General features: G+C 71.5%; 1 protein-coding gene and 2 pseudogenes. All 3 read left to right on the top strand.

Going from position 1 to position 14642, the window contains the following annotated elements; genetic code table 11:
• Window positions 1–57: 57 nt before the first annotated feature.
• A pseudogene (locus NN4_RS47140) lies at window positions 58–1645 on the top strand (type I polyketide synthase); the annotation flags it as partial.
• Between the two features lie 138 nt (window positions 1646–1783).
• Window positions 1784–5560 carry a type I polyketide synthase gene (locus tag NN4_RS16275; protein ID WP_443093877.1) on the top strand — a complete coding sequence of 1259 codons (3777 nt, stop codon included), beginning with the start codon at window positions 1784–1786 and terminating at the stop codon, window positions 5558–5560.
• Between the two features lie 33 nt (window positions 5561–5593).
• A pseudogene (locus NN4_RS16270) lies at window positions 5594–14626 on the top strand (SDR family NAD(P)-dependent oxidoreductase); the annotation flags it as partial.
• Between the last annotated feature and the right edge of the window lie 16 nt (window positions 14627–14642).

The raw sequence follows: 14642 nt of genomic DNA, 5'->3' as shown, positions 1-14642 counted from the left end.
CGCAACGGATTATGCGCTCGCACCGCAACATGACTGAGCACCGGAGGTTGAAAGCACGTGGCTGACGAGAAAGAACTGCGGGAGTACCTACGCAAGGCGATCGCCGACGCGCGGGACGCGCGCAAGCGCGTGCGTGAGGTGGAGGAGCGGGATCGAGAGCCGATCGCCATCGTCGGCATGGCATGCCGCTTCCCTGGCGGGGTGCGCACGCCCGACGACCTCTGGCGATTGGTGGACGACGGCGTCGACGCCATCTCCGAGTTCCCCACCGACCGCGGCTGGGAAGACCTGGCCGACCTGTTCGACACCGACCCGGACAAGGCGGGCAAGTCCTATGTCCGGCACGGCGGGTTCATCGATGACGTGACCGGCTTCGACCCCGAGTTCTTCGGCATGTCGCCGCGTGAGGCACTCGCCGCCGACCCGCAGCAGCGCCTGCTGCTGGAGAACACCTGGGAGGCGATGGAGAGCGCGGGGATCGTGCCAGCGAGCCTGCGCGGCACGCGGACCGGCGTGTTCGTCGGCCAGATGTACCACGACTACGGCGCACGGCCCGACCTGCCCAAGGAGGGCTTCGAGGCCTACATGACCAGCGGCAGCATGGGCAGCATGGCCGCGGGCCGGGTGGCCTACACCTTCGGCCTGGAGGGTCCGACGGTCGCGGTGGACACCGCGTGCTCGTCCTCGCTGGTCGCCATGCACCTCGCCGCGAACGCGCTGCGCCGGGGCGAATGCGAGCTGGCCTTCGCCGGCGGCATGACCGTGATCTCGACATCGTTGCCGTTCAAGGAGTTCAGCAGGCAGCGGGCGCTGTCCCCGGACGGTCGCTGCAAGTCGTTCGCGGCCGCCGCGGACGGCACGGCCTGGGCCGAGGGCGTCGGCATCCTGCTGCTGGAGCGGCTGTCCGAGGCCGAGCGCAACGGGCATCGGATCTACGCGGTGCTGCGCGGTTCGGCCGTCAACCAGGACGGCGCCTCGAACGGTCTCACCGCGCCGAACGGTCCCGCGCAGGAGAACGTGATCCGGCAGGCGCTGGCGAGCGCCGGGCTGCAACCGAACGAGGTGGACGCGGTCGAGGCGCACGGCACCGGCACCAAGCTCGGCGACCCGATCGAGGCGCAGGCCATCCTGTCGACCTACGGTCAGGGCCGGGCCGAGGGCCTGCCGCTGTGGCTCGGTTCGATGAAATCCAATATCGGCCACGCCCAAGCCGCCGCCGGCGTCGGTGGCGTGATCAAGATGGTCCAGGCGATCCGTCAGGCCAAGCTGCCGCGCACCCTGCACGTCGACGAGCCGTCGCCGCACGTGGATTGGGAGTCCGGCGCGGTCGAGCTGCTGACCGAGCCGAGGGACTGGCCGCAGACCGGTGCGCCGCGCCGGGCCGCGGGTGTCCTCGTTCGGGCTCGGCGGCACGAACGCGCACGTGATCTTGGAGCAGGCGCCGGAGCCTGCGCCCGTCCCGGTCGAGCGCACCGCCCCGGCCACCGTGCCGTGGGTGCTGTCCGCGCGGACCGCCGACGGGCTGCGGGATCAGGCACGCAAGTTGCGGGCCTTCGTCGACGAGCACGAGCCGGACACCGCCGATGTGGCATGGACCCTCGCGACCGGACGCGCGGTGCTGTCGCATCGGGTCGTGGTGACCGGGCAGGACCGCGACGACTTCCGGCGCGCACTCGGCACCGTGGAGGCCGGGCAACCCGGTCGCGGCGTGGCCTGGGTCGAGCGGTCCCGCACGGGCAGGCTGGCGTTCCTGCTGACCGGTCAGGGCGCCCAGCGACTCGGCATGGGCCGGGAGCTCTACGGTTCGTCGCCGGTGTTCGCGGCCGCGTTGGACGCGGTGAGCGCGCAGCTGGACCGCACGCTCGAACGTCCGTTGCAGGCAGTGCTTTTCGCGCCGGAGGGTTCCGCGGACTCGGCGCTGTTGGATCAGACCGCGTACGCCCAGGCCGCGTTGTTCGCGGTGGAGACGGCGCTGTTCCGTCTCGTCGAATCCTGGGGTGTCCGACCGGATTTCCTGCTGGGTCACTCGATCGGTGAGGTAACCGCGGCGCATCTGGCCGGTGTGCTGGATCTGCCGGACGCCTGCCGTCTGGTGGCGGCGCGCGGCCGGTTGATGCAGGCGGCCCGCGAGGGCGGCGCCATGGTCGCGATCCAGGCGAGCGAGGACGAGATCAAGGCATCGCTGGCAGGCGTGGTGGACCGGGTGTCGATCGCGGGCATCAACGGCCCGCGTTCGGTGGTGATCTCCGGCGACGAGGACGTCGTCGAGCGGATCGCGGGCGAATGGCGGAACCGGGGGAGCAAGGCCAAACGCCTCACGGTGAGTCATGCGTTCCATTCGCCGCACATGGACGAGGTGCTCGCCGAATTCGAGGCGGTCGCCGCGGCGGTGCGTTTCGGTGCGCCGCGAATTCCGATCGTGTCCAATGTGACCGGCGTGCTGGCGACCGAGGAGCAGCTGCGTTCGCCGGGGTACTGGGCTCGGCACATCCGCGAGGGCGTCCGGTTCCTCGACGGCGTGCGGACCCTCGAAAACGAAGGTGTCACCGACTATCTGGAACTCGGCCCGGACGGCGTGCTGAGCGCGCTCGTCCCGGGTTGCCTGACCGGCGCGCCGGGGTCGGCGCTGCCGATGTTGCGGGCGAACAGGTCCGAGGACGACACCATCGCGACGGTCCTCGGGTCCCTGCACGCCAGGGGCAAGGTGGTGGACTGGTCCGCGGTGCTGCCCGGCGCCACCCAGATCGAACTGCCGACCTACGCCTTCCAGCGTCAGCGCTACTGGCTGGAACAGCAGCATCGGCCCGCCGACGCCGTCGGCCTCGGCCTCACCCAGGCCGGTCATCCGCTGCTCGGCGCGGCCGTGCGGCTCGCGGGTGAGGACGGCGTGCTGTGCACCGGCCGCGTCTCCCTGCACACCCACCCGTGGCTCGCCGATCACGCCATCTGGGGTTCGGTGCTGGTCCCCGGCACCGCGTTGCTCGAGCTCGCGCTCCGTGCGGGCGCCGAGGTCGGCCACACCCGGATCGACGAACTCACCTTGGCCGCACCGCTGGTCCTGCCCGAAACCGGCGGCGTTCAGCTGCAGGTGCGGGTCGGCGTTGAAGACGAGACCGGCGCTCGACCGGTCACCGTGCATTCGCGCTGGGACGACGCCGACGCCGAGTGGAGCCTGCACGCGAGCGGCCTGCTCACCGCGGCGGAGCCGAGCACCGCGGCCGCGGCCGAGTTCCTGACCTGGCCGCCCGCCGACGCCGTCGAGGCCGAACTCGACGACATCTACCCGGGCCTGACCGAGCGCGGCTACGCCTACGGCCCCGCGTTCCAAGGGTTGCGCCGCGCCTGGCGCCGCGGCGACGACATCTTCGCCGAAGTCGCACTGCCCGAGGCGATCCACGCCGACACCGACCGGTTCCTGGTCCACCCGGCGCTGCTGGACGCCGCACTGCATCCGTTGCTGCCCGGCGTACTCGGTGACGACGGCGACGCCAAACTGCCCTTCGCCTGGAGCGGCGCGCGACTGCGCGCAGGCAACGCCACGGTGCTCCGGGTCCGGCTCACCGTCACCGACTCCGCGCTCGCGCTGGTCGCCGCCGATGAGGCGGGAACCGTGGTGGCCGAGGTGGATTCGCTCGCGCTGCGGCCACTCGCCAGGGACGCGCTGTCCCAGGCCAACGGCATCCTGCGCGACGGCCGGTTCCGGGTGGACTGGACGCCGCTGGACGGCTTCGACGCGGCCGAGACCGGCGACTGGGCCGTGCTCGGCGAGGACCCGCGCCTGCTCAGCAACGGCGCCGTCGTCTACCCCTATGCCGACCTCGCCGCGCTGGCCGCCGCGCTCGACCGGGGCGTGAAAGCGCCTCCCGCGCTGCTGCTTCCGCTCGATCCGAGCGACACCGACGAGGTGCCCGCCGCGGTACACGAGGCATTGCGCGAGACGCTGCGGCTGACCGCGGCCTTCCTCGCCGAGGACCGTTTCGCCGACACCAGGTTGGTCGTGCTGACCACCGGCGCGATCGCCGCGGGCGAGGAAGACGTCACCGATCTCGGCCACGCCGGCGTCTGGGGCATGCTGCGCTCGGCGCAGGCCGAACACCCGGACCGGATCATTCTGGTAGACGCCGATACCGCCGACACCGTCCTGCCCGCCGGTCTGGCGAGCGGCGCCGAACCGCAGCTCGCGCTGCGCGGCGACGCCCTCCTGGTGCCCCGGCTCGCCCGCGTCACGGCGACCGAGGAACACACCACGAGCTGGGATCGCGGCACGGTGTTGATCACCGGCGCCACCGGCGCACTCGGCGCGGTACTGGCCCGCCACCTGGTCACCGAGCACGGCGCGCGGGACCTGCTGCTGCTGTCCCGCCGCGGCTCGGACGCGCCCGGTGCCGCCGAACTGCGCGCCGAGCTCACCGAACTCGGCGCGACCGTGACCATCGCCGCCTGCGATGTCACCGACCGGGACGCCCTCGCCGGCGTGATCGCGGCGATCCCGGCCGAGCGGCCGCTGACCGCCGTTGTGCACACCGCCGGGGTGCTCGACGACAGCGTGCTCACCGCACTCACCGAGGATCAGCTCGACCGAGTGCTGCGGCCGAAGGTCGACGCGGCCTGGCACCTGCACGAACTCACCCGCGAACTGGACCTGTCGGCCTTCGTGCTGTACTCCTCGCTCGCCGGGCTGCTCGGCACGGCGGGTCAGGCCAACTACTCGGCGGGCAACACCTTCCTCGACGCCCTCGCGCAGCACCGCCGCGCGCATGGGCTGCCCGCGGTGTCGCTGGCCTGGGGCCTGTGGGAGGAGACCAGCGCGATCAGCGGGACGCTCAGCGAGGTCGACCGTAAACGGTTGGCGCGCAGCGGTGTTCTCGCGCTGTCCGTCCGCGACGCGATGACGCTCTTCGACGCCGCGCCCGCCTCGGGTGCCGCGGTGCTGGCGCTGACCAGACTCGACACGGCCACCCTGCGCACCAGGGGCGAGCAGCCCCCGGTCCTGCTGCGCGGCCTGATCCGGACGAAGCAGCGCACCGCTGAAACCACCAGCGAGGCAAGCGGACCCGACCTCGCGACCCGGCTGGCCGGGCTGTCCGAGGACGACCGGAGCCGGACGCTCGTCGAACTCGTCTGCGCCCAGATCGCGTCCGTGCTCGGGCACAGCGACGCGACGAGCGTTGAACCCGACCGCCCCTTCCAGGAGCTGGGTTTCGACTCACTGACCGCGGTGGAGCTGCGCAATCAGCTCGGCGCCGTCAGCGGGGTACGGCTGCCGAGCACGGTGGTCTTCGACTATCCGTCGGCCGGCGCGCTGGCCGGCTACCTCGGGGAACAGATTGTGGTCGAGGAGGTTTCGGCCGCCGAGCCGATCCTGGCCGGCCTCGACTCGCTGAAGTCGATGCTGACCGCGATCGACGGGGACGAGAACGCGCTGGAACAGATCACCGCGCGGCTACAGGAACTTTTGGAACTGTCCGGAAAGGGCAGCGGACGGGACGCCGAGGAGAACGAGGACCTGGCGTCCGCGAGCGACGAGGAGCTCTTTGCCTTCGTCGACGGCACCGACTGATCATGGATAGAGGAACGCGTGGCTGACGAGAAGGAACTTCGGGAGTACCTGAGGCGGGCGATCGCGGACGCACGGGAGGCGCGCAAGCGGCTGCACGAAGTGACAGCGAAGGAACGTGAGCCGATCGCGATCGTCGGCATGGCGTGCCGGTTCCCCGGCGGGGTCGGCTCCGCCGCGGACCTGTGGCGAGTGGTCGACGACGGCGTCGACGCGATCTCCGAGTTCCCCACCGACCGGGAGTGGGACCTGGACGATCTCTTCGACGCCGACCCGGACCACACCGGCAAGTCCTACGTCCGGCACGGCGGTTTCCTCGATCGCGCAACGGATTTCGATCCGGCGTTCTTCGGCATGTCACCGCGCGAAGCGTTGACCGCGGACCCGCAGCAGCGGCTGCTGCTGGAAACCACCTGGGAGGCAATGGAAGACGCGGGCGTGCTGCCTGCGACGCTGCGCGGCAGCCGGACCGGGGTGTTCGCCGGGCTGATGTACCTCGGCTACGGCACCGGGGTGCTGCACGACATCCCCGACGAGGTCGAGGGCTATCTCACCAGCGGGCTGTCCAGCAGCGTCGCGGCGGGCCGGATCGCCTACACCTTCGGCTTCGAGGGGCCGACGGTCGCGCTCGACACCGCGTGCTCGTCGTCGCTGGTGACCATGCACCTCGCCGCCGCGGCACTGCGGCGCGGCGAATGCGATCTCGCGTTCGCCGGTGGCGCGAGCGTGATGGCGACCCCGCTGACCTTCGTCGAGTTCTCCCGTCAGCGCGGACTCGCCGCAGACGGCCGGGTCAAGGCCTTCGCCGACGCGGCCGACGGTACCTCCTGGTCCGAGGGTGCGGGAATGCTGCTGCTGGAACGACTTTCGGATGCCGAGCGCAACGGGCATCGGATCCTCGCGGTGCTGCGCGGGTCGGCGGTGAACGCAGACGGCGCGTCCAACGGACTGACCGCGCCGAACGGTCCCGCGCAGGAGCGGGTGATCCGGGACGCACTCGCCTCGGCCGGCCTGCAACCGTCCGAGGTGGACATCGTCGAGGCCCACGGCACCGGCACCCGGCTCGGCGATCCGATCGAGGCGCGGGCGTTGCTCGGGGCCTACGGCAAGGACCGCACGGACCCGCTGTGGTTGGGTTCGCTCAAATCCAACATCGGGCACACCCAGGCCGCGGCGGGCGTGGGCAGCGTCATCAAGATGGTCCAGGCCATGCGCAATGGCCGGATGCCGCGTACGTTGCACGTCGACAAGCCGACCTCCCACGTGGATTGGACGCCGGGCGCGGTCGAGCTGCTCACCGAGGCGCGGCCGTGGCCCGCCGGGGTTCGTCCCCGGCGGGCGGGTATCTCCGCGTTCGGAATCAGCGGTACCAACGCGCACGTCATTCTGGAAGAGGCTCCCGAGCAGGCGGAGTCGGCCGCCTCGGTCGAGCCCGCGGTGGTGCCGTTGGTGGTCTCCGCACGGGATGAGGCCGCGCTGGCCGAGCAGCTCGAGCGGCTCGGTCGTCATCTGGCGGAGCGGCCCGAGCTGGCGCCCGCGGATGTTGCGTGGACGCTCGCGACCGGCCGGAGCGTGCTGGAGCACAGCGCGGTCGTTGTCGGTGCGGACCGGGATGCGCTGTCGGCGGGCTTGGCGAACGCGAGCCGGGTCGATCGGTCCCGGGCGGGCCGGTTGGCGGTGTTGTTGACCGGTCAGGGTGCTCAGCGTCTTGGTATGGGTCGTGAGCTTTATGGTTGCGCGCCGGTGTTTGCTGCTGCTCTGGATGCGGTGTGTGCGCATTTCGACGGTGAGCTCGAACTTCCGTTGAAGGGTGTGTTGTTCGCGCCGGAGGGTTCGGCGGACTCGGCACTGCTGGATCAGACGGCGTACGCGCAGGCGGGGTTGTTCGCGGTCGAGACGGCGTTGTTCCGGTTGCTCGAATCGTGGGGTGTGACACCGGATTATCTGTTGGGTCATTCGATCGGTGAGGTAACTGCGGCACATCTGTCCGGAGTGCTGGATCTGGCGGATGCATGCCGTCTGGTGGCGGCTCGTGGCCGGTTGATGCAGTCGGCTCGTGAGGGTGGCGCGATGGTCGCGATCCAGGCCGGCGAGGCCGAAATCGAGCCCGCGCTGACGGGTTTCGCCGACAAGGTCGCCATCGCGGGAGTGAATGGTCCCGACTCGGTAGTGATCTCGGGTGATGACCGAGCGGTGGAGCAGATCGCCGCCGACTGGAAAGCCAAGGGCCGCAAGACCAAGCGCCTCACGGTCAGCCATGCGTTCCACTCGCCGCACATGGACGAGGTACTCGCCGAGTTCACGGCGGTGGCCGCGACGATGACGTTCGCCGCACCGCGGATTCCGATCGTATCGAACGTGACCGGCACCCTGGCCACCGAAGAGCAGCTGAGTTCGCCCGAATACTGGGCCCGGCATATCCGCGCGGCCGTGCGGTTCCTCGACGGCGTCCGGACTCTCGAAAACGAAGGCGTCACCGACTATCTCGAACTCGGCCCGGACGGGGTCTTGACCGCGCTCATCGCAGGCTGTGTGACCCGCGAGCCCGGGTTGGCACTGCCCGCGCTGCGTGCGGGCAGGTCCGAATCCGACACCATGGCACAGGTTCTCGGCTCCCTGTACGCCAGGGGCAAGGCCGTGGACTGGTCCGCGATCCTGCCCGGCGCCACCCGAGTCGACCTGCCCACCTACGCCTTCCAGCGTCAGCGCTACTGGCTGGGCGGCACCGCGCGGACCACCGACGCCCGCGGCCTCGGGCTGCGCACCACCGACCACCCGCTGCTCGGCGCTGTCGTCCCGGTCGCAGGCACCGGCGAACTGCTGTTCACCGGCCGCGTCAGCGCCGCGGGCCATTCCTGGCTCGCCGACGGCACCGCCGTCCTCGTCGAACTCGCGCTGCGCGCGGGCGAGGAGGTCGGCTGCGGCACCATGGACCGGCTGGAAACCCCGACGCCACTGGCGATTCCGGACGACGCCGTCGTCGATCTGCAGATCCGGCTCGGCGAGGCGGACGCCGCGGGACGCCGCTCCGTCGTGATCCGCTCCCGTCGCGACGACGAGGGCTGGACCCGGCACGCCGAGGGCGTCCTCACCGCCTCGGCCTCCGCCGCCCCCGTCGACCTGACCGACTGGCCACCGAGCGACGCCGAGCCGATCGAATTGGACGGCGCCCGCGCGGCCTGGCGACGCGGCGACGAACTCTACGCCGAGGTGGCCCTGCCGGACGGCGTGACCGACGCCGACCGATACGGCGTGCACCCCACGCTGCTCGACCCGATCCTGCGCGCGGCACTGAACCTCGACGGTCGGCGGGAACTGGTCCCCGCCGACTGGTCCTCGGTCGAGTCGTACGCCATCGGCGCCACCGCACTCCGGCTGCGCCTCACCCTGTCCACCGCGGATACCCTCGCCCTGGTCGCCGCCGACGACACGGGACTCCCCGTGCTGTCCGTCGCCGCGCTCACCGGCCACCCGCTGCCGACCGAAGACGCCGAACACGCGGAGAGCCAAGGGGATTCGCTGTTCCGCATCGGCTGGCGGCCGCGTGCGGTCGCCAAGCCCCTGGCCGTGTCCTGGAAATCGTGGGAGCTGTGCACCGAAGCCGAACCGGCACCGGAGGTCGTCGTGCTCGACTGCGGGACCACCGCAGACGGCACCGTGCCCGAGCGGGTCCGCGCCACCGCGGCCAGGGTGCTCGCCGTGCTCGGAGTCTGGCAGTCCGGGGACCGCTTCGCGGATTCGACCCTGATCGTGGTGACCCGAAACGCCATGGCCACCAACGACGGTGAGCAAGTCGACCTCACCCAGTCGCCGTCCTGGGGCCTGGTGCGGGCCGCCCAGGCCGAGAGCACCGACCGGATCGTGCTGGCCGACGTGGACGGCACCGACCTGGACTCCGTCGTCGCCGCCGTGGTCGCCGCGGGCGAACCCGAACTCGCCGTACGCGACGGGGCACTGCTGGTTCCCCGGCTGACCGCGGTCGAGGCACCCACCGAGGCCGCGACATCCGACTGGGGGACCGGCACCACCCTGATCACCGGCGGCACCGGCGGTCTCGGCGCGCTCCTGGCCAGGCACCTGGTCACCGCGCACGGAGCCCGCAGACTGGTACTGACCTCACGGCGCGGCCTCGACGCACCCGGCGCCGAACAGCTGCGCACCGAATTGACCGAGCTCGGCGCCGAGATCACCGTCACCGCCTGCGATGTCGCGGACCGGGCCGCGGTCGCCGAACTGCTGCAATCTATTTCGGACGAACACCCGCTCACCGCCGTAGTGCACGCCGCGGGCGTACCCGACCACGGACTCGTCACCGCACTGACCGAAGATCGGCTGGACCGCGTCCTCGCGCCCAAGGCCGACGCCGCCTGGCACCTGCACGAGCTCACCCGCGACCTCGACCTGACGGCGTTCGTGCTGATCTCCTCGGCCGGCGGACTGCTGCTGTCCGCGGGCCAGGCGGGCTACGCCGCCGCCAATGTCTTCCTGGACGCGCTGGCCGAGCAGCGCCGCGCCGAGGGCCGGACCGCGATCGCGATCGCGTTCGGCCTGTGGGACATCGATGCCGGACTCAGTGGCCTGCTCAACGACGCCGAGCTGCAACGCCTTCGGCGCCAAGGCTTTCCGGCGCTCGCCGCCGCCGAGGGCATCGCCCTCTTCGACGCCGCCCTCGCCGGTGGCCTGCCGACCGTCGTCCCGGTGCGGCTCGACCGTGCCGCGCTGCGGTCCCGGCCCGACGGCGTCCCCGCCCTGCTGCGCGGTCTGGTGCGCACCCGCGCCAGGGCCGCGACGAGCACCGCGACCTCACCGCTGGCCCGACGGCTGCTCGGCCAGTCCGCCGACGAACGCAGGCGCACCCTGCTCGACCTGGTCTGCGTGCACGTCGCCGCGGTGCTCGGCCACACCGACCCCACTCAGATCGCGGCCGACCGCGCCTTCGGCGACCTCGGCTTCGACTCGCTGACCGCGGTGGAGCTGCGCAACCGCCTGAGCGCGGCGACCGGGCTGCGACTGACCAGCACCGTGGTCTTCGACTACCCCTCGGCCGAAGTGCTCGCCCGCTACCTCGGCGAGCGGCTCGGCGCGGCCGCGGGCGCGACCCGAACGGATACTCGGACAAGCAACCATGCCGACGAGCCGATCGCCATCGTCGGCATGGCGTGCCGATTCCCCGGCGGCGTCAACTCGGCCGAGGACCTGTGGCGACTGGTCGACGACGGCGTCGACGCGATCTCCGAATTCCCCACCGACCGCGGCTGGGCGCTGGACGGGCTGTTCGACCCCGATCCGGACAGGGCGGGTAAGTCCTACGTCCGGCACGGCGGTTTCCTCGACGACGTCGCCGGATTCGACCCGGACTTCTTCGGCATGGCGCCGCGCGAGGCGCTCGCCGCCGACCCGCAGCAGCGGCTGCTGCTGGAAACCACCTGGGAGGCAATGGAACACGCGGGCATCCTGCCCGCCACCCTGCGCGGCAGCCGGACCGGCATCTACACCGGCCTGATGTACCTCGGTTACGGACCAGGCATGGTGCCGACCACGCCGGACGGCATCGAGGGCTACCTCACCACGGGCGTGTCCACCAGCGTCGCGGCCGGCCGCCTCGCCTACACCTTCGGCTTCGAGGGACCGACGGTCGCACTCGACACCGCGTGCTCGTCGTCCCTGGTGACCATGCACCTCGCCGCGAACGCGTTGCGGCAGGGGGAATGCGATCTCGCCTTCGCCGGTGGCGCAACGGTATTGGCCACCCCGCTGTCCTTCGTCGGGTTCTCTCGGCAGCGGGTGCTCGCCCCGGACGGCCGGGTCAAGGCCTTCTCGGAGGCCGCCGACGGCACGGCCTGGTCCGAGGGTGTCGGCATGCTGTTGCTGGAGCGGCTCTCCGATGCTCGGCGCAACGGTCACCAGGTGCTCGCCTTGCTGCGCGGCTCAGCGGTGAACTCCGATGGCGCGTCCAACGGGCTGACCGCGCCGAACGGCCCATCCCAGGAGCGGGTCATCCGCCGGGCACTCGCCGACGCGGGGCTGAAACCCGCCGAGGTGGATGCCGTCGAGGCGCATGGCACCGGCACCCAGCTCGGCGATCCGATCGAGGCGGGCGCGCTGCTCGCCACCTACGGCCAGGACCGGGATCGGCCGCTGCTGCTCGGCTCGCTCAAATCCAATATCGGACATACTCAGCTGGCCGCCGGGGTCGCGGGCGTGATCAAGATGGTCGAGGCGATGCGCCGGGGCAAACTGCCGCGCACCTTGCACGTGGATACGCCGTCGCCGCATGTGGATTGGGAGTCCGGCGCGGTCGAGCTGCTGACCGAGCCGAAGGACTGGCCGGAGACCGGTGCGCCGCGCCGGGCCGGCGTGTCCGGCTTCGGGATCAGCGGCACCAACGCCCACGTCATCCTCGAGCAGGCGCCCGCCGAGCCGACGGTCGCCGCGACCGGTCTGTCCGAGCAGGTGGTTCCCTGGGTGCTGTCCGCCAAAACCGCTGCGGGGCTTCAGGAGCAGGCTCAGCAGCTCGGCTCGTACCTGGCCGAACGGCCCGAGCTCACGCCCGCGGATGTGGCGTGGTCGCTGGCGACCGGCCGGACCGTGCTGCCGCACAGCGCGGTTGTCGTCGGCGCCGACCGGGACGAGCTGATCGCCCGGCTCGCCACCGTCACCGGCACCGAGCGGGACGGCCGCGCGGGCAGGCTCGCCGTGGTCCTGACCGGCCAGGGTGCCCAGCGCCTCGGTATGGGGCGTGAGCTGTATGGCTCGTCCGCGGTCTTCGCGGCCGCGTTGAACGCGGTGTGCGTGCAGCTGGACAAGGAGCTCGAGCAGCCGCTGCAGGAGGTGCTGTTCGCGCCGGAAGGTTCGGCGGACTCGGCACTGCTGGATCAGACGGCGTACGCGCAGGCGGCGTTGTTCGCGGTCGAGACCGCGTTGTTCCGGTTGCTCGAATCCTGGGGTATCACACCGGATTACCTGCTCGGTCATTCGATCGGCGAGGTGACCGCGGCGCATCTGTCCGGGGTACTGGATCTGGCGGACGCCTGCCGTCTCGTCGCGGCCCGTGGCCGCTTGATGCAGTCCGCCCGCGAAGGTGGCGCGATGATCGCGATCCAGGCCGGCGAGGATGAGATCCGGGATTCGCTGCACGCCGGCGTGGCCATCGCGGGCATCAACGGCCCGCGGGCCGTGGTGATCTCAGGTGACGAGGACGCGGTCGAGCGGGTCGCCGCCGCGTGGAAAGGCAAGGGCCGCAAGACGAAACGGCTCTCGGTCAGCCACGCTTTCCATTCGCCGCACATGGACGACGTGCTCGCCGAGTTCGCGGCGGTCGCCGAGACGATGCACTTCCACGCCCCGCGCATCCCGATCGTCTCGAATGTCACCGGGACGCTGGCGACCGAGGACGAACTGCGTTCGCCCGCCTACTGGTCCCGGCACATTCGGGCGGCGGTGCGCTTCCTCGACGGCGTGCGTACCCTCGCCGCCGAAGGCGTCACCGATTACATCGAACTCGGCCCCGACCCGGTGCTGATCGCCTTGATCACCGACTGCCTGCCCGACAACAGCCCAGGCCTGCTGACGTCCATGCTCCGCGGGGTCAAACCGGAGAACGAGACCGTCGCCCTCGCCCTCGGTGCCCTGCACGCCAGGGGCTGGGCCGTGGACTGGACCGCGGTACTGCCCGGCGCCACCCGAGTCGAGCTGCCGCGCTACGCATTCCAGCGCCGGCGCTACTGGCTGGAGAACACCGGCCGGGCGGCCGACACCGCCGGGTCAGGGCTCGACCACCCGATACTGTCCACCGCGGTCGCCCTCGCCGGTCGCGACGAGGTGGTGTGCAGCGGCCGAATCTCGCTCGCCGAACACCCGTGGCTCGCCGAGCACATCATCCACGGCACCACCGTGCTGTCCAGCACCGTCCTCGTCGAACTGGCCGTCCGTGCGGGCGACGAACTCGGTTGCACCACACTGGCACAGCTCACCATGCGGGCACCGCTGCTGCTGCCCGACGCGGGCGTGCTGCGGTTCCAGATCCGGATCGGCGAACCGGACCCGGCGGGCGAACGGGCACTGACCGTCCACGTGCGACCGGACGGCGACACCGCCTGGCTGGAATGCGCCGACGGCAGGCTCAGCAACCACGAGGTCGCGGTCGAACGGATCGACGGCACACCCGGAACCGCACGGCTGGCCGAGGAGCTGCACGCCGACGCGGCCCGCTACCGGTTGCATCCCGCACTGCTCGACCTCGCGCTCGCCGCGCGGCCGATCACGGTGGGCGAGCAGACCATTCGGGTGCCTGCGGTCTGGCGCGGGGTAAGACTGCACGCCGCCGGCGCGACCTCGGTACACAGCCGGATCGCCGAAATCGACGCGGACACCATCGGGCTGGCGCTGACCGACGAGCAGGGCGAGCCGGTCCTCACCGTCGATTCCCTGACCTACCTGGACATTCCGGCCGACCGCTTCCGGCTCGGCGACGACACCGCGTCGGACGCTCGGCCGACCCGGACGACGCGCCGGACGGCACACACCTCGGTGGCCGCGGCCGAACCGCTGGCCCAGCGGCTCACCGGGCTGAGCGAGGCGGCAGCGCGCCGGCTGGTTCTCGACCTGGTGCGCGCCGAAGTCGCGACGGTGCTCGGCCACCCGGATCCGGCGGCCATCGGCGACCACCGCGAGTTCCAGGAGCTCGGCTTCGACTCCATGGCCGCGGTCGAGCTGCGCAACCGGCTGAACGCCGGGACCGGGCTGACCTTGGCCACCACCCTGGTCTTCGACCACCCGACCCCCGGCGCGCTCACCGAACACATACTCGCACTGGCGAATCCGGCCAACCAGAGCGGCTTCGGCCGAGTGCTGGTCGAGCTCGACCGGATCGACGCGCTGCTGGCCACGGTGGCGAACGAGGGCGACGGCCAGGCCGCGGTCCAGCGCAGGCTGCGCACCCTGCTCGCCAGGGTGGGCCGGCCCGAGCGCGACAGCGAGCACGCCGACGCGGCCACGGAGATCCAATCGGCCTCGGTGGACGAGATCTTCCACCTGATCGACACCGAACTCGGCCGCTCCGCCAGCTGAACCACAGCGCGCGGCC

Source organism: Nocardia ninae NBRC 108245 (assembly GCF_007990755.1).
GTDB classification, from domain to species: domain Bacteria; phylum Actinomycetota; class Actinomycetes; order Mycobacteriales; family Mycobacteriaceae; genus Nocardia; species Nocardia ninae.
The sequence above is the reverse complement of the archived record's forward strand: the minus strand, read 5'-3'. Positions and strand labels throughout refer to the sequence as shown.

Excerpts from the sequence above, each read along its gene's own strand:
- NN4_RS16275 (WP_443093877.1), top strand. The coding sequence starts at position 1,784 with ATGGGCCGGGAGCTCTACGGTTCGTCGCCGGTGTTCGCGGCCGCGTTG.